Source organism: Bacteroides sp. 3_1_23 (assembly GCF_000162555.1).
GTDB lineage: Bacteria > Bacteroidota > Bacteroidia > Bacteroidales > Bacteroidaceae > Bacteroides > Bacteroides ovatus.
Window position 1 is genome coordinate 2,599,866 of record NZ_GG774949.1, and the last position, 22,245, is coordinate 2,622,110.

Genomic DNA, 22,245 nt, shown 5'->3' on the forward strand with positions numbered 1-22,245 from the left:
TTATCGCAGATTATTCCAATTATATTGATATATTAATCAACGACTTATAAAATTATTTCTGCGATAATTTGCGTTAATCTGCGTTTTGACACACTCCGTTATTACCATTCCAATCACCCCATCTTGCACCTTATTCGACCACAAAATCTTCCGATTTAAAATTACTATAGAAACGTCCTGAAATAGCAGTAAACTTCAATACACAGTAATCGGGATCCGTCACTCCCTCCGGATAATACATGGTATCTCCCTCCTGCCAGATCATCTCTTTACTGGCACTATCCGTCAAGACATCCATCGTACCGCGTAGCATGACACCTCTAAAGAATCTCGTATCACAGAAGTAGATACACGCATGGTTGTTCTCACGGTATTGCGCCACACGCATGGACGAAGTATTTGTTGTCAGATAAATAGTTTTTATCCCCTTTCTTTTTCTGGGTTGCAGCATTGCTTTGATGGTAGGAAATCCTTCACCGTCTATCGAACCGATAAAAGCTGTTTTCAGCTTATCAATCATGTTGCCTACTGTTTTTTCCGCGTCTCTCATCATTTTACTTTTTATTATTGGTTTATTATCTGATGCGAAAGTAGAGAAATGCCAGGAAAGCAATGCAATAAAAAGAAAGGTAGAAATAGCACTTTTTACGGTTTGTGTACTTTACGATACAATAACGGAGTTTCTCCCGTATGCTGCCGGAAGCTACGGATAAAATAAGAAACCGTTGAAAAACAGAGTTCAAATGCAATATCAGCTATAGGAAAGTCCGTATAAACAAGCAGCCTCTTAGCCTCTTCCATCACCTTGCTCTGAATATATTGTTTTGCGCTGATTCCCATGGTCGAGGTTATCATCTCATTCAGATAATTAGGAGTAATGCAGAGCTTATCCGCATAATATTGAACCGAATGTTGCTCTTTTGCATGTGTAGCAACCAAATTCATGAATTTACTTACATGATTATTGGAAACTTCCCTACTTCTGCCCTCCTCTATCGAAGTCATTTTAAGGTAAGCACGGTCCAGCAACATCAGGACTTCATAAAGCAATGCTCTCAAAACGTGTACATCGCCCTGTTGATACGAATCAATCTCCATCTTTATATCATGCAAGGTTTCAAGTATGCGTGTATAAAGCTCATCAGACAAATGTAGTAGCGATGAAGAACTTTCTATCTGAAAAAACGAAAGATGCTGTACAAACAAAGAATCTTTAAAGAGGAAAGACAAAAATTCTTCTTCGAAAATCAGAGCATACCCATTGGTGATATGATGAGTATCCCAGTTCCGGATTTCCCCCGGTTTAGAGAAAAGAACGTCACGAGGAATTGCTTCATAGGTTTGGTTATCGACTGAAAAAGCTCCCTTACCTTCTGTTATAAAAGTAATATCATAATAATTTAGAGTGTGGACAGCACTTTTAGCCAGGAACTTCTTCACATACTTCAGTTCTACTACATCGACCAAAAGTTCACTCCCATACTTATGCTTATAAAAAGTATATCGAGGTATTGAGTTTTTCATTCAGAATACAAAAATAGTATTCCTTACCAAATAATCCAAAGACTTTTCAAATTCGATTCGATTGAATAAGCCATGAACCATCTGATAAGGAATACATAGAAAAATATGTCTAGGTTATATTTCCTATTTAGAACTTCCGGCCAGATATCCCAAACTGGTCACATCTGCCCCAAGTAATGATTAATGTGCTTCAATGGCACCCTGTACAGAATATCCGGAATTTCCGCCAATAAAGAGAGGTACCTTTCCCTTACTGTCAGCTTGCGGGCATTCATATCCTCTTCCTCTTTAAAGTAAAACTGATACTCCATCAGTTGACGGACCAGATTCGCAAATGAAATTGAAGATGCACACAACTCTTCAATCTCCTCTTCACTGATGTAATAAGCAGCACATTTCGTCAGTGTCTTGATAGAATACTGACTTGAATTATAGCATAACACAGCATCACCCGCAGAGAAAAACCGATTGGTTCTCTCTTCTCCTTCATGAGTGGTATATGTATGCAAAATACCGGAAACAATAATGTACAAGCTCTGTTCTGGCAATGTGGCAGAAGCAATCGTTTCTCCTTTATCCAGATACACCATTTCCATTCGAGCCAACAGCTCTTTCACTTCTCTTTCATCCACCTGATACTCAAAACAGAGTTTCTTCAAATAAGCTTCCATACAAAATAGATTTTAGTTAATATATGTCACTTAAAAACACCTAATTCGACATAGCAGGCATCATTGTGCCTCTCAAATATAATTTCCTTTGGGTATATCGTAAATACCAGATACAAATCAATAATGAAACGACCGTTGAAATGGGTGGAGCAAATCCCATGATAAACAGCGACGAGCTATCTATCTGGCTGAACCAGTATGACAACGGTATACGGAACAGGAAAGTGGCTATCAGACTGTGAATCATCGGGAATAACGAGTTTCCTTGTCCGCTGAAATAAGAATTAATGCAGAACACGAAACTAACCACGATGCAGTCGATGCTATACCCTCGCAAATAATCTGCCGCCATTGCCACCACAGCAGCATCTTTCGTAAAGAAAGCAGTAAGAGTCTCCGGCAGGAATTGCGAATACACGCAAACCGACACACCGAAAACAAGAGCAATCCCAATCCCCGAAGCCAGACATTTATTCATTCTCTTGATAAGTCCCGCTCCATAATTCTGTGCAGTCATGGTTGCCACAGCCGATGATATAGCCATCGGAGGCAGCATAGCAAACACGATGATTTTCTCAACAACACCCAAAGAAGCAGATGCAATGACTCCCATCTGATTGACAATGACAGTGATAATCAGAAAAGAAACATTGATTAAAGCATCCTGCAAAGCAATAGGTGCTCCCAACACCAAGATCTTTTTAGACAGATTCCGGTTCAATCGAATATCTTTCCGTGAAAAGTCAAAATGGAATCCGTGCCGGTATAAGAACCAGAGCGCTATTCCAAAGCTGACTCCTTGTGCAGTTACAGTAGCGATAGCCGCTCCCGTAGCCCCCCAATGGAAATAACCGACCAATATAAAATCGAGCACTATATTTATCACACATGCCAGCCCAACAAAATAAAGTGGTGTTTTAGAATCACCCAGTCCACGCAAAATACCACATACAACATTATATCCCACTATAAACAGAATACCCAGAGAGCATACCAAAATATAGCTTTTCGTATCTGCCATAGCTTCTACGGGAGTATGCATCAGTTCTGCTATCCGACCATGAAAAAGTACCATGACCAAAGTTAGCACTACGCCGGTTATTGAAAACAACCATACGGAAGATCCGATAGTAAAAGCTACTTTCCGATTGTCTTTGGCTCCGGTAGCAATAGCAATCAGCACTGTTGTCCCGGTAGTAATACCCAGAATAATACCTGTTATTGTCTGCATCACCTGACTACCAATAGCTACGGCTGCCACACTTGCCGAATCATCATATTGTCCGACAACGAAAAGGTCAGCCCCGCCATAAAGTGCCTGAAGTACATTAGCAATTAAAAAAGGTACTGCAAACTGCAACAATACCTTCGGTACGCTTCCTTGTGTCAAATCTAACTCTTTCATAGTTTCTTCGATACTTTTCCTCTTTATCTTATTTTGTTACAACATAAAAAAAGTGCCGGACAAGCGAATGATTTGCACCATTCATCTTATCCAGCACTATAATTATTATTATAGCACCCTCCGATGAGGATTTTTATGCCTGTCCCTATTTCAGGGCTGCAAATATGGGCTTTGTTTTCATAATTACCAAATTTTAACCGGTTTTTATTTTCTTATGGAGATGTAACTAGCTATATATCAACTATTATCAGACGAGGTTTGATCTATAGGATCTCCGTTAGAAAAACGAAAGAAAGCTGCCAACCGATCCGGATTCAGCGTATAACGTGCGCGTTCTTTTAATAAGGGTTCCGCATTCATTACGGCACAAGAATGAGAAACCACGGACATCATCGGCCAGTCCTTTAACGAATTTCCTACAACTAAAGTGTGTTCAGAAGCTAAACCCAAAGCCTTACATAACTGAAGCACCCCCTCTTTTTTACTCGCTTCAGGATGAATGACTGTTATCAGCGGAGCTTTATGAAAGACCTGGCAGGGATTTTCTTTCAACCGGGTAAGAATAGATTCTCTCTGTTCTTTATCACGTACCAATATACTATACTTGTAAACCACTCCTTCATAACTATGAATAGTAACTTTTGACGATTCTCCATATACCTCCGGATATACTTTCACCGGCAAACACTTAATCTGCCGCGAATAAGATAATAAACCTCCATCTGCAAACACTCCTCCCCTGAATAAATCGAAAAGAGCCTTTCCCAGCTTTTTCTTCGCCTGCTCCATCGACAGAGAAGTGGCAAGATATAAGGAAACGGACTGTGCCATATATCGCAAAGCGTTAGCATAACTTTCAGGAACTTTTCCCTGTGAATCAGTCAGTGTTCCATCCACATCGAAGAAAACAGTCGTAATAAGTGGCTTGTCAGGTATTCGCCAGAACGCCTCTTCTCCCATGATTCGATGTAAAGGGTGATTGTTCAGGTTACTAAACGCAATATAACAATCACAAACCTTCCTCTCGCAAGATAGCGGCACAACAGCTCCATCACCTTGATAAAAATTACCAATCTTCACCCGGCTTCGGGGACAAACATACATATCCCCTTTCCAATCGATAAAACAATTATTCCTTCCTCCTGCGCAAACTTCCCATTGTGCCGGAGCATTCTTCAAGTCATACTCGAAAAGATTATCCAGTTGACTGAAAAACTGAATATCTTCCTGACTTAATGGTGTCCTTAACCCTTGCATAGCATTAATGAATAAATAAATATCCGGCAAAAGAGTATTCCGTAAATCATTGAGTACGGCCTTTGCAGAGGGATTTCCTACCGCTCCGACACATACCTGTATTCCCGCATGATGGAGTATATGAATCTGATGTGCAAATTTCTCTACCGAAGTCATCTCTGGATGAAAACTGGCCCAGAGCCTTATCTTACTTATCATAGTGGGAGTCACACGAATCTCATCAAGCCAGTGTTTAGCCGGAAAAGAAAGGTTAGTCTGACAGGAAATTCCAGCCACCTGTGGCAATGCTGCCAAATGCATCATTCCTTTCCGATAATAACGATGGATCAATGCTTCACCGTAAGGAATAATAAATAACTGCAACGGCTCCCCTTTCCATTGTTCAATAGCTGCTATAAAACGATTCCATGCCTGTTCATCCTGGGTCGTATCTGCCAGATGCGACTTCTTGCCGAAAGGGCAATAAGAACAGGTATAGTTGCAACTATTCAATTTGCCGCGATAATATATACGCCTGAAGGAAAGTAAAGAGCCTTCGTTTTCCATTTCTATTTCGTTCAATAAGAATAAGTTTCCATCAGTTCTCTTATTTCAGGAGTAATGAACAACTGACCAATATAATCGGAGTATGCCATTCCTTCGGAAGTCAGACAAACACGACCGTTATCCGTATTTTCTATCCATTGCCGTTCAGCTAACTGTCGGAACAACGTCACATTATCCGGTGATTCTCCAAAGCGACGCTTATATTCGGTCTTGTCAAGCCCCATATAATACATCAGATTCTTAATGATAAAACGTTGCCGCCGTTCTTCCTGCGAAAGAATAAATCCATTACGAGCCACTGTAAAATCAGTAGTGCCCATATAATCATCTATCTCTCCGGCAATACAACGCTGGCAAACAGTATACCGGGTGGCATAATGCAAATTACCCAGGTAACTGCGTCCCCCGGAGCCACACGACAGCATCACTTCATCCCCACATGAGATTTCCGCATCAGTAGACGGATGATGAATAAAACGTCGCATCGAAGTTTGTAGAAAACCTCTGTCTTTCAACAAATCACAAGCGGCACAATACATCTGAAAACAGACATCGTCGGATTCCCGCTCCGTGATAGCCGTTCCCGGTCGTACATATAGCGGATAGATAAAGAGTTCGTTAGGCTGAAACAGAAGAGCCTGTTCCAATGAATAAAGAAAACTGGCTACAGTTTGTCCTTTGATTCCGTAAATCAAATCAATATTAAAAAATGGGAATTGCCTCTTCCGGATAGCCTCCAGCGCCTGATTAATCATGTCTTGCCGGGGACGTCTTTTCAAAGCTGTTAATTCTTCGTCAAGGAAACTCTGTACGCCAATACTCACACGAGCTACTCCTGCTTGCTTCAACAAGTCCAAACGGGTAGGATCGGCATATTCCGGCGATGTTTCTACGGAAGTAAAGGTATGTGAAGGATGCACTCCGAATAAGGCAGCCGTATCCAATAGGTATTCCAGTTGAGGAACAGTGAGGAGCAACGGTGTGCCTCCTCCAATGGCGAAACTATCAAATGCCAGTCCGGTAGTGAGTGGAGACAACTGTTGCGCCTGCTTGTGAAGAGTTTCCAAATAAGTTGCGATATAATCCGCACGATTTGTTTGCAGAGAAAACAGGTTGCAATATCCACATTTATGACTACAAAAAGGAATATGGAAATAAAGCGATGCTTTCTGTCCTTCCACCTGTTTCAGGTAAGGAACCAGCGAAACCGGGGACGGAAAAGAACGATAAGCAGTTTTATGTGGATAACTATACATATAGTCTACATATCGTGGTAGCGGTTGATTCATTTTTTCGTTAAAATAAAGTGTTTGTAAGGGACTGTATAAACCGTTTCGTGGGATATGCAATGATATTCATATCCATCCTCTCCATAGCAAGTGCCATGATCGGAAAGAGCAATCACCAGCGTATTTCCCCGCTTCTGAAAGGCCTGAAATAAACGGGGTAGCTGACTGTCGACATATTGCAGCGCGGCAGCGTGTGATTCCTTATCATCCTTCATCTTGCCTTCCACATAATGACAGTTCGGATAATGAATAGCAGAAAAATTGATATACATAAAAATCCGTTTGTCCTCCGGATAGTTTTCGAGTTTCTTCAATGCAAAATCAATTTGTTTTTCAGTACTATCGGGTACCGTGCATCCAAAGGTCGGCAGCCAATAACTTTTAGTAAAGTAACCGGGAAACACACGCCCCAGTTCATTACGCTTGCTGAAGAAGTTCACCCCTCCTATACAAATCGTTTCATAACCTACATTGGCAAGGCTTTGCACAAAAGTTGCTTCCGTAAACGGATAACTTCCCGCAGGCGGAATACGTCCCGTACCAGCTTGCACAGGGAAAAACAACCACTTACGGCTGCGTAGCGAATGAGGTTCCGCCGGAGAAGGCAGAAATCCTGCAAAGATGGCAAAATGAGACGGGTAAGTAAAATTTCCCGGCGCATGTCTTTTTTCCCATTCTCCTCCGTGACTGTTCAGTACCGGTGTTCTTCCTGCCTCTTCTTCCTCCTTGCTGACATCATAACGCAAGGTATCAAAGCAAAGCATCAATATATCATGAGTACCCACCACCTGATTCATATCCAGATCCGGATTTTGGGTCTGTTCGCCAGCCGGCAGTTCATCTATTTGCATGGTTATATCTCTTTTTTATGTTTTTTATCTGTTGAATATAAATAGAATTATGAGCAAACATATCCTGATACACATGATCTCCCTGTCCGTTGACTTCTATTATATAAGGAATATCTGTTCCTCTCTCTATCAGTACATCCACTCCGGCATATTGCAAATCCAAAGATTGAACCGCTTCCTGACACTGAAAATAGATTTGTTGCCGCACTACTTCCGGCAAAGACAATTCGTTCCACCAATGTGCCTTATTGTTCAGATGCAGATTGGTTATGCTTCCTTTACTGCATCTCACAACGATATAATCAATTTCAGATTCCCGACACACTACACGAAGATCATAATTCTCTCCCTGCAACTGCTCTTTAGGAATCCATTCTTCTAAAATAGCTTCTGTTTGCATCACAGCTTCCGCCAACGGGATCATCTCTTTTTCCGTACTCAAACGGTTGATACGTTTAGTGTTATGAATGACTCCATCCACTTGTTGCAAGGTAGTATAGACTACCCATTTATTCCGGTTGGGTTGATAGCGAACAGCCATAATACCTCCCGCCCCCGAACCGTAACGGGGTTTCAAAAAGCATCCTCTACCGCAATCGGCAAGAAGCTCTCTCAACTCATCAAAAGAACGGGGAGAAGGTAACATCGGAGTCACTTTCAACCCTCTGTCCATCAACACTTGTTTAGTTTCCTTTTTATCAAGAGCACGTAATAAAGCATGGGGAGTATTCAAAAAGCACACGTCATCAGATAACCTCATCTCGCCTAAACGTTGCAGTGTCTCCTTATATGCCTGATTCAACAGCGCATATTTCAGGAAATTCGTTTCATCGCTTACACAAGGTTCCAGTTTGATAACTGCCTGCCGTAGTTGCGGCAAGCAGTTAAAAAGTTCCCCGTAAGTCATAAAACGAACTTCCACCTGCAAGTGTTTGCCTGCTTCAATAAAGTATTCTATACGTTTGGACAGAGAGTTGCTGACAACGATTATCTGCATCTCCTATTCTGTAATCATCGGGTAATACCACAATTCACCATCATATTCATCTGCCTCTTCAGTTTCAGCAATATCTATTTTCATAGGGAGACTCTGCAACTGTTTCTTCATCTCCTTGCTCAAATAATTATAGCGCATATTGATAAACTTCAAATGAGCGATCTTATCCATATTATCCAGCAATAATTGGGCACCTTCATCTTTGAGAGTACCAGCCGAAACATCCATTGTTTCAAGTTGGGGAAGAATATCCGACTCCAGGAACATTTCTACAATCTTGTCCTGTTCTTCAGAGTTGACGATCCCCAGATAAGTCAGCTTCGGGAAACGTTCTTTGGAGAACAACGGACGGAATATCTCAATATCAGCTTCAAATCCATAATCTTCCACACCAACATATAGAATCAGTTTTTCCAGATTGGGGAAATCAGAACCAAGAATATCTTCTACCACTTCGGTAGGCAGGCCACCACTGATAATTTCGAGTGACCGCAACTCCGGCCGTGAAGTCTTTCCCAAACGCAGATTATTGGTTCCTTTGATTTTCAGATCTTTCAATTTAGGCATGGCATCGAGCAGCGGACTAATATCAGCTTGTTCAATCCATGAAATCTCCTGTTCTTCCTGCTCAATATCTCCCCAGAACAAGCCTTCTATTTGTGCGAACTTCTCCTTATTTTCAATCATTCCCTGCAATAAGGCAGAACAGTCGCCACCCTCATAATCCCAACAACCGATTGTTATTTGTTTATATTCAGAGAGATGTTTATCTTTCAATATCTTATCCAGAAGATTCACATTGTTTTCATACTCATCATAACTCAAAGTATATTTCTTGGCTTCCACTTTCATTTCACGTGCAGTTTCTTCAGCAGTTTCTACATACCCTTTTTTGGTCTTTTCCGCAATCAGTTTGCTGGCTGCTTTTTCAGCTTCTTCAGTCGTTGCGTAGTTTTTCACTTGTGTTTGTCCGTCGGTCCCCAACTTACCATAATTTACAGTAACATCTGTTCCGACTACCTCTATGCTCCAGAATTTCTGCGATTTAAAATCTTGAAAAACGAATACTCTCTTCATAATACAGTTTTTAATGGTTGATATTTGCACACTCAACACAGAACGCGCATGAACAATACCTGCAAAAATAACCATTTTATGTAATGTACAAAGAAATCTGTTTACTAAACTTTCAGAGTATTCAAAAATACAACCCAAGATATGCAACAAAGGCTGCCTTTTGGGGCAGCCTTCATTATTCTATTTCTGTAATATATCAGTTTAATCTTCAATAGTACATATACTTACACGGTTCCAATCCGGTTCAGTAAACATATCGCCTACACCCTGACCTTCAGCAGTGATACGAGATGCACTGATTTTATACTTGTTGACCAAGATCGTTTTTACAGCTTCTGCACGTGCTGCGGCAATTCTGGCATTCACTTCAACACTACCTTCCGGAGAAGCGTATCCCTTAATAACCACTTTAGAATCAGCATATTTCTTCAGGTAAGAAGCTACACGTTCCACATTAGGAAGTTGTGAAGCGTCAACTGACGATTTACCTTGTCTGAAAGTAATGATAGATTCGGGTACACGGGCGGTTTTCACTACAGTCTCCACCGGAACCACTTTTGTGCGGCATGCTTCAAGTTCTTCCTGCAATCCGTTGATACGTTGGTTTGCATTGCTGATCTCACCATCTTTGTTGTTTACATCTGCACGAAGTGCATTGATTGAAGAGTTCAGTCCGTCAATTTCGGCTTGATTATATACTCTCACTTTGGCAAAATGATGTGTTCCGTTACTTGTCTTAAAGTGATATGTCAATCCGGCTGTCAACTCAAAACCTGCGTTATTAGCATTGAAACGGCTCTTTGTTTCAGGGTAAGTACCTTGCATATCATACACAATGGCAGGTTTGATTCCTAATGTCCATGCTTTACTTTCACCCAAGTTGAAATTGAAATTCAATCCCAAACGCGTAGACCAGGAGTTCTGATCGCCATCGCCATTCACATAATAATGTAACCAACCCATTCCGGCCACAGCTTCCACTTCAAACAAACGAGGTTCGCCCGTGTAACTTGCAAATAGATTCATCAAATTGACTTTACCCAATACGCTGACATCCGAAGCATCGAAAGCCGTTTTACTGGATGTGGTATTGATATACCCCATTCCTTGGAATCCCAAACCGAAGATAGGAGTTAATTGCTTTGAGACTCCCACTCCAAAAGTGGGACGCATACCTTTAAAGAAAGCACTGTGAGTAAGGGGAGTAACTCCACCGGCATTTACTCCGACAGACCAATTATCTGTAAGTTTGGTACCTTCTACAACTGATTGGGCATTTGCTACTGTAAAGCCACCCAATATAAAAGCTAATAAAATAATAGATTTTCTCATATTCATAAGTTTTAAATGTAATGTTTTATCTGCTAAATCATTAGAAATGTATTGTTTGTTCATGTCTAACTTTCTAGTTCATTTTTTAATTCTTTATTCACTTTAAACAACATATCATATCAAAAATTAGTTCGCAAGCCATGAGCCCTATTAACATCTATTATGCTTTCGAAAAATCTAAAATATGGAAACATCAATGCAAACGCCTCATTCCCTGAAGAGAAAGGGATCCCAACATCGCTAACCATTATGCATCTTGTTTCATTATTCTACACTTTCATTCATCCATCAGGCAGGAAATACATAAACCGGACTCTACTAAAATACGAAGAATAGAACATAAACGGAAAGTTATCAGGTTGTTAATGCCATATATCGTTCTGATAAAGAGCGAATATTTTTCTTCCTTTTCAATTGGAATCTTGATTTAATTTCTAACTTTGCCGCCAACATCGGTTTCCGGAATGGCATTATCACCAGACGGAATTAAAAGGGAATCCAGTGAAAATCCGGAACTATCCCCGTAGCTGTAAGTTTTATCTCTCTCATAAAAAAGAGAAATGTTATGGCATTCATTTGCCACTGATTCATGAAACGGATCGGGAAGGCGCCACAACAAAAACAAGTCAGAAGACCTGCCGATAAAATTTCCGTTATTCCAGGCTTTCGGGTGAAAGGCAATAGAACGAATCGTACAGGTCCATTTTATTACAAGTCTCCAGAAATTGTCGTGCATGAATAACTATGTAGGCACTAAATCTATTTTGTTAATTCTTAAAATATAGGTATGATTAGTTCGGAGATATTCATTATCAAAAGAGACGGGAAAAAAGAAGCTTTTTCCCTCGACAAAATCAAAAATGCCATATCCAAGGCATTTTTATCAGTAGGTAGTTTTGCTACGCAAGATGTGATAACCAATGTGTTAAGCCGTGTCAGTATCAGTGACGGAACAAACGTAGAGGAAATCCAAAACCAGGTGGAAGTCGCCTTGATGGCAGAACATTATTACAGCGTGGCCAAAGCGTATATGCTGTATCGTCAAAAACATTTGGAAGACCGTGAAGTCAGAGACAAACTTAAATTCCTCATGGATTATTGCGATGCTTCCAACCCTGCCAGCGGTAGCAAGTACGATGCCAACGCCAATGTGGAAAATAAGAATATCGCCACACTGATAGGAGAACTGCCCAAATCCAATTTCATCCGCCTCAACCGCCGCCTGCTGACAGACCGTTTGAGGGATATGTATGGTAAAGAGGCTTCCGACCGTTATTTGGAACTCCTGAATCATCACTTCATCTACAAAAATGATGAAACCAATCTGGCGAACTACTGTGCCAGTATTACCATGTATCCCTGGCTGATAGCAGGAACAACAGCAGTAGGAGGCAATTCTACCGCCCCGACCAATCTGAAATCCTTCTGCGGAGGATTTATCAACATGGTATTTATCGTATCCAGTATGCTAAGCGGCGCATGTGCCACTCCTGAATTCCTGATGTACATGAACTATTTCATTGGTTTGGAATACGGACAGGACTATTATAAACATCCGGATAAACTGGCAGACTTGTCTCTGAAACAAAGATCGATCGATAAAATCATCACAGACTGTTTCGAGCAAATCGTATATTCCATCAACCAGCCTACGGGTGCCCGCAATTTCCAAGCAGTTTTCTGGAATGTGGCTTATTATGACAAGTATTATTTCAATAGCCTTTTCGAGCACTTTGTTTTCCCCGACGGAAGCAAACCCGACTGGGATTCGCTTAGCTGGTTGCAGAAGCGTTTTATGAAATGGTTTAATAAGGAGCGTACACGCACTGTTCTGACATTCCCTGTAGAGACAATGGCACTCCTGACCAAAGACGGCGATGTACTGGATAAGGAATATGGCGACTTCACCGCTGAAATGTATGCCGAAGGACATTCATTCTTCACCTATATGAGTGACAATGCCGACTCTTTGAGTAGCTGCTGCCGTCTGCGTAATGAAATACAGGACAATGGCTTTAGCTATACATTGGGAGCCGGAGGAGTCTCTACCGGTTCGAAGAGCGTGTTGACCATCAATCTGAACCGTTGTATACAGCATGCTGTAAAATCAGGTATTCTCTACCCTTTCTTCCTGGAAGAAGTAGTAGACTTGGTTCACAAAGTACAGCTTGCCTATAATGAGAACCTGAAATTATTGCAGGCAAAGCGTATGTTACCTTTGTTTGATGCGGGTTATATCAATATGAGCCGCCAATATCTGACTATCGGCGTGAACGGACTGGTGGAAGCAGCCCAATTTATGGGAATCGACATCAACGACAATCCGAAATACGAGGCTTTTGTGCAGGAGATTCTCGGCATGATTGAGAAATACAATAAGAAATATCGTACCAAAGAAGTACTTTTCAACTGCGAAATGATTCCTGCCGAAAATGTGGGTGTGAAACACGCGAAATGGGACAAGGAAGCCGGATTCCAGACTTACCGCGAATGTTACAACAGCTATTTCTATATTGTAGAAGACAAATCGCTGAACATTGTCGATAAATTCCGCCTGCACGGGCATCGTTATATCGAGCATCTGACGGGTGGTTCGGCTTTGCACATGAATCTGGAAGAGCATCTTAGCAAAGAGCAATACCGGCAGTTGCTTCGTGTTGCCGCTACCGAAGGTTGCAACTACTTCACATTCAATATTCCGAATACAGTATGTAACAAATGCCATCATATCGACAAACGATATTTGCATGAATGTCCCGAATGTCACAGCGAGAATGTGGATTATCTGACCCGCGTCATCGGATATATGAAACGTATCAGCAATTTCTCCCAAGCACGGCAAAAGGAGGCCGATTTAAGATATTATGCTTCGGTACGCTGATTATGATATTGTTTTTCAGGAGATACCGGATGAGGTAACATTAGCCATCAACCTCTCCAACTGCCCCAACCATTGTAAAGGGTGCCACAGTGCATATCTAATGGAGGACGTAGGAGAACCGTTGACGGAAGAAAGTCTTTCTACCCTGCTCGGTAAATATGGAAAAGCGATCACCTGTGTCTGTTTCATGGGCGGTGATGCTTCACCCGCAGAAGTGGAACAATTAGCTGCTTTTTTACACAAGCAGACCATCACTCCGGTAAAAGTCGGATGGTACTCCGGGAAGAGCAAGCTGCCGGAGCACTTTAATGTATCTCATTTCCAATATATAAAGTTGGGACCTTACATCGAGTCTCTGGGAGGATTAAAATCTGAAACGACCAATCAACGGTTGTACCACATAGAAAATGGAATAATGGAGGATATAACTTATCGTTTTCTCCCCCATCATTCCAAAAAGATTTCTTAATAAGAGAAACGCTCAAACGGAGTATGTTATATTTACCGTTTGAGCGTTCTTTTTTCTAACTACTTCTTTTCATTCGTATTTATGATTTCAGTACCCGCTTCAATCTGTTTAATCCTTCTATCAACCGCTGTCGCGGACACGCAATATTGATACGGATAAACCCTTCACCAGTCTCTCCATACAGACTGCCTTCGTTCACCCAAAGTTTTTCTTTCTTCAACAAGTCTTTTACTATTTCTGCTGACGTTTGATTCAAGACCGAGCAATCCACCCAAACCAGATATGTACCTTCCAACATCATTACGGGAAATTCCGGAAGATATTCATCAAAATAACCTTTTAAATAGATGTAATTCGCAAATAAATAGATTTTAAGTTCTTCCAGCCATTCTTCGCCCTCATTGTAAGCAGCCATCAACGCCTCCACTCCGAAAGGATTCACATCACAAACTTCATTTATATTAATCGCTTTATCTATTCTCACCCGTACATTTGCATCTGCAGAAATAATATTGGCTATCTGAAGCCCTGCCAGATTAAAAGCCTTGCTAGGCGAAACAAAGGTTACCGAATTCATAAGAAACTCTTCTGATATAGAAGCGAAAGGAGTATATTCATGCCCCAGAAAAACCAATTCACAATGAATTTCATCAGCAATCACAAACACATTATTCCGAATACAAATCTCACCTATCTGCCTTAATTCCTGCTTACTCCATACTCTTCCGACAGGATTATGCGGATTACATAACAACATGAGTTTTACCTTCGGATCGGAAGTTTTCTTCTCCAAATCATCAAAGTCAATCTGATACCCTCTGTTTCTATATACTAAAGGATTGGCAATCATCTCGCAACCGTTATTACGGATAGAGGAGAAAAAGCAGTTATATACAGGCGTCTGTACCATCACTTTATCGCCGGGTACTGTCAGTGCTTTAATTGCAGCAGATATTGCCGGCACAACTCCGGTAGTATAAATAATCCATTCTTTTTCTATCCGCCAGGCATGTCGTCGTGCAAACCAATTGGTTATCGCTTCGTAGTATGCGTCAGGTACGCGTACATATCCGAAAACCCCATGTTCCACCCGCTTCTTCAATGCCTCCACGACGGGGGGAGCTGTACGGAAATCCATATCAGCCACCCACATCGGCAAGACATCCGCATCTGCGGACGAATCCCATTTATAGGAATTCGTACCTCTGCGTGGAATAATTTCATCGAAATTATATTTCATATTTCAATCAAAACAGGTTAGATCGTCCCAAAGTTTCAATTCGCAATTTGCTGGTGATTTAATATTTTCGTCCAAAATGATTGCTCCGAAACTTTCGGCAACAATACTTCCCGTACGAGGATTTTTTACGCTATGAACGGGACTTTTAATCGTTGCCTTCACACTACTGTGTTCAAAAGCAAGGTCAGCATCTTCTGCCATCGTACAATTTTCCATCACCAAATCATGTGCGTAGCAAAGCGGTTGAGTCCCCGAAATCCTGCAATTTACCAAACGTAAGTTTTTAGAATGCCATCCCAGATATTCTCCGTTCAACTCGGAATCATAGACTGTTACATTTTTCGTATTCCAGAAAGCATCTTTGGAGTTGATAACTGCATTATGGATTTCTACATTCTTGCAATATTGGAACGAATAGTTCCCGTTTTGGGCATAGTTTTGTATCTTAATATTCTCACTGTGTATAAAAAGGTAATCCGCTTTATCAATCTGTACGTTCTTCAGCTCTATATTACGACAATACCAAAACGTTTCCAAAGCATTAGGCAACTGCACGTTTTCGAGTTTTATTCCGTCCATTTCACGGAACATCTTCGGTGCTTCTACCAAGGTATCTGCCATTTGCAGACTTTGAGAGTACCATAGAGCAGCACGGGCTCCCTCTGTAAAGAGACAGTTTTTCACAATGAATCCGTTGGTATGCCAAAAAGGATATTTTCCTTCAAAGCGACAGTTGATTGCTATAATATTACTACATTCTTTCAATGCAGATTCACCGGCGTGAATTGTTACATCTTCCAGTTGAAGGTCGTGGGTCGCGAACAGAGGACGTTCGCCTCCATATTCTTTATTTCTTATTTGTTCCATTAGTTTATTCTTTAATCTGTTATTTCAAAAGTTACATTTACGCCTCCTGAACCAAGGGCGGAGGCCAGTCCTGAAGGATTTGTTATACGTCCTAAACGGGTATAAGTATATGAAGTGGAAAAGGTTTCATAAAATAGGACCACACAAGTGGAACCGTAAAGCATCAAGTCACCTGTCCGAATAGTCCCGGGATTGGACGACGCTGTCGGCAAACCATTCGACAGATAATAATATTTTTCATTACCATGCAGTTCAGACATATCCACTGTCATAGGGAGTAGTCTCTTAAATGCTTTCGCAGTCTCATTATTTTCCAATGTGGCATTGAATGAAACAGGTCCGATTGTTATTTTAAGATTATTGCTCACTGGGGTATCATCGTTATTGTCGTCATTATCATCGGGATTATTGCAATTATTGTTACTGCCATTATCACCGGAACCAGAACCATTACCCGGAATCACTTGTTGACCAGTTCCCTGTATGGGTTCATCTTCGCTACATGATGCGGAACCGATCGATAATGTCAGCATAGTAAGAATTGCTATTATATAGTATCTCATATTTATAGTATTAAAACTTATTTCTTTAGATATTCCTTAAAGAAGGATTCCAGTTTATTAAATGGAATAAGGCTCACACGATCGTAAAGATCTACGTGTCCGGCACCGGGTACTATATACAATTCTTTAGGTTCGGCAGCCAATCGGTAGGCGTCTTCACTAAATTCACGTGAGTGGGCATTTTCACCGGTAATGAAAAGCATAGGGCGGGGTGAAATAGTCTCAATATCTTCGAAAGGATAGAAATTCATAAATTTCACATTACTTGAAAGTGTAGGATGAGTGGTGGTCATAGGAGTTGCTCCGTCGGGGGTAAATTCTCCTCTTTGTGTACGGTAGAACTCATAGAACTCCCGTTCAATCGGACTGGACTTTTCTGTCAGTTGATGTACAGTACCACCTGTATATTTAGTTTCTCCACCTAAAAATTCAGCATAACGCTGTTCTGCCGCTTCAGCCATTATTTGCTTTCTCTGTTCCAATGTCAATGAGTGTTTTAACCCATTACGGCTAGCCGTACCCATATTGTACATACTGATTGTCGCAATGGCTTTAAGGCGAGGGTCTATTTTCGCTGCACTGATAGCAAAACTTCCACTGCCGCAAATACCGATTACTCCAATTAGATTCCGGTCAACAAACGGACGGGTACCTAAAAAATCAACTGCGGCACTAAAGTCTTCCGCATAAACTTCCGGCAGAACAGCATTGCGCGGCTCGCCTTCACTCCCACCCCAAAAAGACAGGTCTATGGAGAGTGTTACAAAACCCCGTTCGGCCATTTTCGTTGCGTAAAGGTTCGCGCTCTGTTCCTTGACAGCTCCCATTGGATGTCCGACAATGATTGCAGGGTATTTGTCCCCTTCTTTCATATTCTTAGGCAGAAACAAATTTCCGGCTACCTTCATTTTATACTGGTTGGAAAAAGAAACTTTCTCCACACTTACCAAATCACTTTTATAAAAGTTATCTGCATCTGTCTGTGCAGAAGAAAAACTAGTTCCAAGCATCATCATAAATACAGTTGTTAATAATAAAATCCGTTTCATATCTCTTATTTTTAATTATTAAAGAATTGATTGTCTACTTTCTACATTGCAAAAATACGATGAAAGAAAGAGACCGTTTGTAGATGAATTACTGACATAATAACCCCAATTACGGATTATATTTTTTTATCAAGTGCTATAATATCTATTCTAACTTATTTAAGGAAATGAGGTTAGTATCGAAACCAAGGAAGCCAAAGTCAGACTTCCTACTTTAGCGAACGCCAAGTTTATTACAAGAAGTAACTAAAGAATCATTAAACAAAATGAGAAAAGTCGAAACTGAAAAAGAATTCTGATGAGTACTCCCAGCTCAAAAGGTCAGTCCTATTTTCCAAGGTCGGTAATATAGGTAAAATAATCCGTAATCTATATACAAATCGAATCTAAAATCAGCAGTATCTTTGCAGTGTGATAAAGATAATAGGTATAAACGTAAAAAACAAATTGATATGTATTTAGAAAATATTTACTCTCCCGCAGACGTAAAGAAGTTATCGTTTAAAGAACTCAATGATTTAAGTAATGAAATCCGTGCATCACTCCTGCAAAAGTTGAGTGAACACGGCGGTCATTTCGGACCCAACTTCGGAATGGTGGAAGCAACTATTGCCTTGCACTATGTATTCAATTCTCCAAAAGATAAAATCGTATTCGATGTATCGCACCAAAGTTATGTACACAAGATGCTGACTGGCCGTAAAAACGCTTTTCTTCATCCGGAAGAATACAATCTCGTGTCCGGTTATACCGAACCACAAGAAAGCGAACATGATTTTTTTGTTATCGGTCATACTTCCACTTCTGTCAGTCTGGCCAGCGGATTGGCTAAAGGACGCGACCTCACAGGCGGCAATGAAAATATCATAGCTGTCATAGGCGACGGCTCCTTAAGCGGAGGGGAAGCTTTTGAAGGATTGGATTATGCAGCAGAGCTTGGCACCAACATGATTATTATCGTCAATGATAACCAAATGTCTATCGCTGAAAATCATGGAGGTTTATACAGAAATCTGAAAGAATTGCGTGACAGCAACGGTCAGTGCGAATGTAATTTCTTCAAGGCGATGGGGCTGGATTATATATATGTAAATGACGGTAACGATGTACAGGCGTTGATTGAAGCATTCTCCAAAGTGAAAGATATTCAGCATCCGATAGTAGTACACATCAACACTTTGAAAGGTAAAGGTTATGAACGTGCCGAACAGGATAAAGAGACTTATCACTGGCGCACTCCATTCAATCCGGAAACCGGAGAAGCAAAAGTCAGTTATGAGGAAGAAGATTACAGCGAAGTAACCGCTCAATATCTGCTGAAAAAGATGAAAGAAGATTCTCGTGTGGTAACAATCACTTCAGGTACTCCTGCCGTTCTCGGATTCACTCCGGACCGCCGCAAGGAAGCTGGCAAACAGTTTGTAGATGTCGGCATTGCAGAAGAACACGCAGTAGCTCTTGCTTCGGGTATCGCAGCCAATGGCGGAAAACCTGTTTACGGAGTGTATAGTACATTTATCCAACGTTCATACGATCAACTTTCGCAAGATCTCTGTATCAATAATAACCCGGCTGTTTTGTTGGTATTCTGGGGTACACTGTCCGGAATGAATGATGTAACTCACCTCTGCTTCTTCGATATTCCGCTCATCAGCAATATTCCTAATATGGTTTATCTGGCACCGACTTGCAAAGAGGAATATCTTGCTATGCTAGAATGGAGTATCCGCCAAAATGAACACCCGGTTGCCATCCGTGTACCGGCAACAGATGTAATTACTTGTGGGGAACCGGTGGAGACTGATTATAGTGTTCTCAATCGCTATAAAGTGACGCATCGTGGATCAAAAGTAGCCATTCTTGCTTTAGGTTCGTTCTATGGATTGGGACAGTCGGTTGCATCACTTCTGAAAGAAAAAGCCAATATTGACGCAACACTCATCAATCCGCGTTACATCACCGGTGTAGACAACGAACTGATGGATGAACTGAAAGCAGATCACGAATTAGTGATTACGTTGGAAGACGGTGTATTGGATGGCGGTTTCGGTGAAAAGATTGCCCGTTATTATGGTGCTACAAACATGAAAGTTCTGAACTTTGGAGCTAAAAAAGAATTTGTTGACCGATATGATATACAGGAGTTTCTCCGTGCCAATCATCTGACGGATGAACAGATTGTAGAAGATATCACAGCAGTGATCGGTTAAAATCAAACCCATTCACTATATATTCAGGTAGGTTGATGTATACGGTCTTTAAGGACAGTTGCATCAACCTACTTCCATTTTCATTCAAATCAGCCAACTTATTATTTAAATTCATTATATTCACTATTCAGTTCAGTAATTCCCCATTCAGTTCAGCAATCCTTTCCGTTCAAATCAATAATCCTTTCCGATAATTCAACGGAGTCTGTCCCGCATTTCTTTTAAAGAACTTACAAAAACCGGCTGCATCACTAAACCCCAGTTTAGCAGCAATCTCGCCAACCGTAAATTTGGTAGAACTCAATAAAGTACGCGCTTCCATTACTAACAATTCATTAATAAGGCTATTGATAGTCTTACCTGTTCCAAGACGTACAATGCGTGCCAGGTACTGTTCACTAATAGCCAGTTTATCCGCATAAAAGCTCACAAAATGTTCTTCCCTGAAATTACGGGTAACAAGTGCATGAAATTCTTGCAGAACGTGGTCTTTACGACTGATCTCTTTTTTGATAACGGTCTTTCGGGAAAGAAAATCTGCTATATCCAAAAACAGAGAATTGCACGCTGCCTGTATACGCCGGAAAAGGAAATGATGTTCAATATTCATCAGATGCATCAATACTTCCAGCTCCTTATGGATGATTTGAGCTTCATACTCTGTCAACTGAATCGTATATTGCTTATTCCGCCTCATGGTTGCCAACAGGATTGCCGTGATTTGTGTCAGATATGAATCGTCCGTCCGCATAGATTCGGAAAGGGCGAGAGTGATAAATTTAATATCCCGGCTTGAATAAAGATGTTCCGTGAGATAATTTGCTCCGTGAATAAGTAACATATTCGGTTCTATCGCAATAAACTCTCCATTCAGTAGAATTTCCGAACGGCCTTCAAGAACGAATATCATATAAAGCTCCCGATTGAAATAACATTCATTTGCCGGATAACTTCTATCTTTATATTCACTCCGGAAACAGACTACCTCCTCTTTATAATGAGGAAGTTCAGGATGCTCCTTCAACAATTGTGTATTATCAAATATACGAGATTTTACCATTTACACCTTTATTTTATGACGTAAAAATACGATTTGTTTCGGATATGACAAAAACTGTATGGAATTAGATAATCTATTTCAGAGTAAAAAACAAGACCTTTGCATATCCTTTTCAATACATGAGAAAGGAATCAATAGAAAGAGGTTAAAAAGACATGGAAATGAAAGAGATTTTTAAGAGGTATTTAGTGTTTGTTATCGGACTCTATTTTTTAGCGGCAGGTATCGTGTTGATTATACGCTCGGCATTGGGAACTACTCCCATATCGAGCATCAATTATGTATTAAGCCTGAATAGTCCTTTATCGTTGGGTACTTGCACATTTATCATCAACATGGTGCTTATCCTGGGACAGTTCTGGTTAATCCGAAAGAATAGAACCCGACAAGATATTATTGAAATTCTTCTTCAACTACCGTTCTCTTTTATCTTTTCGGCATTCATTGATTTCAATATGATGCTGACAAGCGAACTGCATCCCGCTAATTATGGTATGTCGATTGCTTTATTACTTACAGGATGCATGGTGCAGTCTATCGGAGTAGTGCTTGAACTGAAACCAAAAGTAGCCATGATGAGCGCAGAAGCATTTGTGAAATATGCATCCCGCCATTATAACAAGGAATTTGGAAAGTTCAAAGTTTATTTTGATATTACTTTGGTTACATTAGCCGTGATTCTCTCGCTGCTGCTGACTCAAGGTATTCAGGGAGTACGAGAAGGATCACTCATTGCCGCTTGTATAACGGGGTATATCGTCAGCTTCCTGAATCAGAAGATAATGACTAGAAAAACCCTCCATAGATTACTGCCGGTCTGGAAGTAAGCCCTATATCTATTTAAAATAAACGCCTTATAAAAGGAGTCATATAAAAAGGTCAATATAAGAAAATCACTATAAAAGAAAGTCGCTTCTCTGTTAGAATCTGATTGATTCTTTCAAAGAAGCGACTCTT

Annotated in this window: 18 protein-coding genes, 1 pseudogene and 1 riboswitch; of the genes and pseudogenes, 4 read left to right on the forward strand and 15 right to left on the reverse strand. The window is 40.7% G+C overall.

Annotation, left to right across the window (positions count from 1 at the left end; all coding sequences use genetic code 11):
* Positions 1-130 precede the first annotated feature (130 nt).
* The 10 genes and pseudogenes from HMPREF9010_RS14030 to HMPREF9010_RS13985 all read right to left on the reverse strand — a co-directional run bounded on the left by HMPREF9010_RS14030 (position 131) and on the right by HMPREF9010_RS13985 (position 10,955).
* Complete coding sequence (locus HMPREF9010_RS14030; protein WP_004309698.1) at positions 131-553, reverse strand: pyridoxamine 5'-phosphate oxidase family protein; 423 nt, start codon at positions 551-553, stop codon at positions 131-133.
* A 92-nt stretch (positions 554-645) separates the two neighbouring features.
* Positions 646-1,524 (reverse strand): helix-turn-helix domain-containing protein, encoded by an 879-nt coding sequence (locus HMPREF9010_RS14025; RefSeq protein WP_008648609.1) that lies wholly within the window; start codon positions 1,522-1,524, stop codon positions 646-648.
* A gap of 123 nt (positions 1,525-1,647) precedes the next feature.
* A pseudogene (locus HMPREF9010_RS14020) lies at positions 1,648-2,195 on the reverse strand (Crp/Fnr family transcriptional regulator).
* Positions 2,196-2,235: 40 nt separating this feature from the next.
* Positions 2,236-3,600: an MATE family efflux transporter gene (locus HMPREF9010_RS14015; RefSeq protein WP_008648610.1), complete on the reverse strand. Its 1,365-nt coding sequence runs from the start codon at positions 3,598-3,600 to the stop codon at positions 2,236-2,238.
* Between the two features lie 237 nt (positions 3,601-3,837).
* The gene (locus HMPREF9010_RS14010) at positions 3,838-5,403 is read right to left on the reverse strand and encodes an STM4011 family radical SAM protein (RefSeq protein ID WP_032849288.1); all 1,566 of its coding nucleotides are present in this window, start codon (positions 5,401-5,403) and stop codon (positions 3,838-3,840) included.
* An 11-nt stretch (positions 5,404-5,414) separates the two neighbouring features.
* Positions 5,415-6,692, reverse strand: a complete 1,278-nt coding sequence (locus HMPREF9010_RS14005) for an STM4012 family radical SAM protein (protein WP_008648612.1) — start codon at positions 6,690-6,692, stop codon at positions 5,415-5,417.
* A complete protein-coding gene (locus HMPREF9010_RS14000) occupies positions 6,689-7,543 on the reverse strand; it encodes an STM4013/SEN3800 family hydrolase (protein ID WP_008648614.1) in 855 nt (284 codons plus the stop codon). Before HMPREF9010_RS14000 ends, HMPREF9010_RS14005 begins: the two co-directional genes overlap by 4 nt.
* Positions 7,530-8,540, reverse strand: coding sequence for an STM4014 family protein (locus HMPREF9010_RS13995; RefSeq protein WP_004309702.1), 1,011 nt, complete (start codon positions 8,538-8,540; stop codon positions 7,530-7,532). The genes HMPREF9010_RS14000 and HMPREF9010_RS13995 overlap by 14 nt, the downstream gene beginning before the upstream one ends.
* A 3-nt stretch (positions 8,541-8,543) precedes the next feature.
* Complete coding sequence (locus HMPREF9010_RS13990) at positions 8,544-9,617, reverse strand: STM4015 family protein (protein WP_004321288.1); 1,074 nt, start codon at positions 9,615-9,617, stop codon at positions 8,544-8,546.
* A 201-nt stretch (positions 9,618-9,818) separates the two neighbouring features.
* Positions 9,819-10,955 carry an OmpA family protein gene (locus HMPREF9010_RS13985; protein ID WP_008774604.1) on the reverse strand — a complete coding sequence of 379 codons (1,137 nt, stop codon included), beginning with the start codon at positions 10,953-10,955 and terminating at the stop codon, positions 9,819-9,821.
* A gap of 430 nt (positions 10,956-11,385) precedes the next feature.
* Positions 11,386-11,607, forward strand: a riboswitch (cobalamin riboswitch).
* Between the two features lie 129 nt (positions 11,608-11,736).
* Between HMPREF9010_RS13985 and nrdD the strand changes: the two genes are divergently transcribed.
* Both nrdD and nrdG read left to right on the forward strand, forming a co-directional pair.
* Positions 11,737-13,830 (forward strand): anaerobic ribonucleoside-triphosphate reductase, encoded by a 2,094-nt coding sequence (nrdD, locus tag HMPREF9010_RS13980; protein ID WP_008648617.1) that lies wholly within the window; start codon positions 11,737-11,739, stop codon positions 13,828-13,830.
* Complete coding sequence (gene nrdG / locus HMPREF9010_RS13975; RefSeq protein WP_008648618.1) at positions 13,814-14,299, forward strand: anaerobic ribonucleoside-triphosphate reductase activating protein; 486 nt, start codon at positions 13,814-13,816, stop codon at positions 14,297-14,299. The genes nrdD and nrdG overlap by 17 nt, the downstream gene beginning before the upstream one ends.
* Before the next feature lie 79 nt (positions 14,300-14,378).
* Here the strand turns inward: nrdG and HMPREF9010_RS13970 are convergent, their stop codons facing one another.
* From HMPREF9010_RS13970 to HMPREF9010_RS13955, 4 genes are read right to left on the reverse strand one after another with little or no spacing between them, the layout of a single operon-like run.
* Complete coding sequence (locus tag HMPREF9010_RS13970; RefSeq protein ID WP_004297065.1) at positions 14,379-15,539, reverse strand: MalY/PatB family protein; 1,161 nt, start codon at positions 15,537-15,539, stop codon at positions 14,379-14,381.
* A gap of 3 nt (positions 15,540-15,542) precedes the next feature.
* On the reverse strand, positions 15,543-16,406 hold the full coding sequence (locus HMPREF9010_RS13965; protein WP_008648619.1) for a DUF3737 family protein: 864 nt from the start codon (positions 16,404-16,406) through the stop codon (positions 15,543-15,545).
* A gap of 11 nt (positions 16,407-16,417) precedes the next feature.
* Positions 16,418-16,969 (reverse strand): cyclophilin-like fold protein, encoded by a 552-nt coding sequence (locus tag HMPREF9010_RS13960; protein ID WP_008648620.1) that lies wholly within the window; start codon positions 16,967-16,969, stop codon positions 16,418-16,420.
* Positions 16,970-16,986: 17 nt separating this feature from the next.
* On the reverse strand, positions 16,987-18,018 hold the full coding sequence (locus HMPREF9010_RS13955) for an alpha/beta hydrolase (protein WP_004326669.1): 1,032 nt from the start codon (positions 18,016-18,018) through the stop codon (positions 16,987-16,989).
* A gap of 452 nt (positions 18,019-18,470) precedes the next feature.
* On the opposite strand from HMPREF9010_RS13955, the gene HMPREF9010_RS13950 reads away from it, so the two are divergent.
* On the forward strand, positions 18,471-20,228 hold the full coding sequence (locus tag HMPREF9010_RS13950) for a 1-deoxy-D-xylulose-5-phosphate synthase (protein WP_008648621.1): 1,758 nt from the start codon (positions 18,471-18,473) through the stop codon (positions 20,226-20,228).
* Positions 20,229-20,397: 169 nt separating this feature from the next.
* Here the strand turns inward: HMPREF9010_RS13950 and HMPREF9010_RS13945 are convergent, their stop codons facing one another.
* Positions 20,398-21,288 (reverse strand): helix-turn-helix domain-containing protein, encoded by an 891-nt coding sequence (locus HMPREF9010_RS13945; protein WP_004304051.1) that lies wholly within the window; start codon positions 21,286-21,288, stop codon positions 20,398-20,400.
* A 155-nt stretch (positions 21,289-21,443) separates the two neighbouring features.
* Here HMPREF9010_RS13945 and HMPREF9010_RS13940 point away from each other — a divergent pair, with 155 nt between their 5' ends.
* Positions 21,444-22,115 (forward strand): YczE/YyaS/YitT family protein, encoded by a 672-nt coding sequence (locus tag HMPREF9010_RS13940; protein ID WP_004297076.1) that lies wholly within the window; start codon positions 21,444-21,446, stop codon positions 22,113-22,115.
* Positions 22,116-22,245: the final 130 nt, after the last annotated feature.

Excerpts from the sequence above, each read along its gene's own strand:
- HMPREF9010_RS14030 (WP_004309698.1), bottom strand. The coding sequence starts at position 553 with ATGATGAGAGACGCGGAAAAAACAGTAGGCAACATGATTGATAAGCTG.
- HMPREF9010_RS14025 (WP_008648609.1), bottom strand. The coding sequence starts at position 1,524 with ATGAAAAACTCAATACCTCGATATACTTTTTATAAGCATAAGTATGGG.
- HMPREF9010_RS14015 (WP_008648610.1), bottom strand. The coding sequence starts at position 3,600 with ATGAAAGAGTTAGATTTGACACAAGGAAGCGTACCGAAGGTATTGTTG.
- HMPREF9010_RS14010 (WP_032849288.1), bottom strand. The coding sequence starts at position 5,403 with ATGGAAAACGAAGGCTCTTTACTTTCCTTCAGGCGTATATATTATCGC.
- HMPREF9010_RS14005 (WP_008648612.1), bottom strand. The coding sequence starts at position 6,692 with ATGAATCAACCGCTACCACGATATGTAGACTATATGTATAGTTATCCA.
- HMPREF9010_RS14000 (WP_008648614.1), bottom strand. The coding sequence starts at position 7,543 with ATGCAAATAGATGAACTGCCGGCTGGCGAACAGACCCAAAATCCGGAT.
- HMPREF9010_RS13995 (WP_004309702.1), bottom strand. The coding sequence starts at position 8,540 with ATGCAGATAATCGTTGTCAGCAACTCTCTGTCCAAACGTATAGAATAC.
- HMPREF9010_RS13990 (WP_004321288.1), bottom strand. The coding sequence starts at position 9,617 with ATGAAGAGAGTATTCGTTTTTCAAGATTTTAAATCGCAGAAATTCTGG.
- HMPREF9010_RS13985 (WP_008774604.1), bottom strand. The coding sequence starts at position 10,955 with ATGAATATGAGAAAATCTATTATTTTATTAGCTTTTATATTGGGTGGC.
- nrdD (WP_008648617.1), top strand. The coding sequence starts at position 11,737 with ATGATTAGTTCGGAGATATTCATTATCAAAAGAGACGGGAAAAAAGAA.
- nrdG (WP_008648618.1), top strand. The coding sequence starts at position 13,814 with ATGCTTCGGTACGCTGATTATGATATTGTTTTTCAGGAGATACCGGAT.
- HMPREF9010_RS13970 (WP_004297065.1), bottom strand. The coding sequence starts at position 15,539 with ATGAAATATAATTTCGATGAAATTATTCCACGCAGAGGTACGAATTCC.
- HMPREF9010_RS13965 (WP_008648619.1), bottom strand. The coding sequence starts at position 16,406 with ATGGAACAAATAAGAAATAAAGAATATGGAGGCGAACGTCCTCTGTTC.
- HMPREF9010_RS13960 (WP_008648620.1), bottom strand. The coding sequence starts at position 16,969 with ATGAGATACTATATAATAGCAATTCTTACTATGCTGACATTATCGATC.
- HMPREF9010_RS13955 (WP_004326669.1), bottom strand. The coding sequence starts at position 18,018 with ATGAAACGGATTTTATTATTAACAACTGTATTTATGATGATGCTTGGA.
- HMPREF9010_RS13950 (WP_008648621.1), top strand. The coding sequence starts at position 18,471 with ATGTATTTAGAAAATATTTACTCTCCCGCAGACGTAAAGAAGTTATCG.
- HMPREF9010_RS13945 (WP_004304051.1), bottom strand. The coding sequence starts at position 21,288 with ATGGTAAAATCTCGTATATTTGATAATACACAATTGTTGAAGGAGCAT.
- HMPREF9010_RS13940 (WP_004297076.1), top strand. The coding sequence starts at position 21,444 with ATGGAAATGAAAGAGATTTTTAAGAGGTATTTAGTGTTTGTTATCGGA.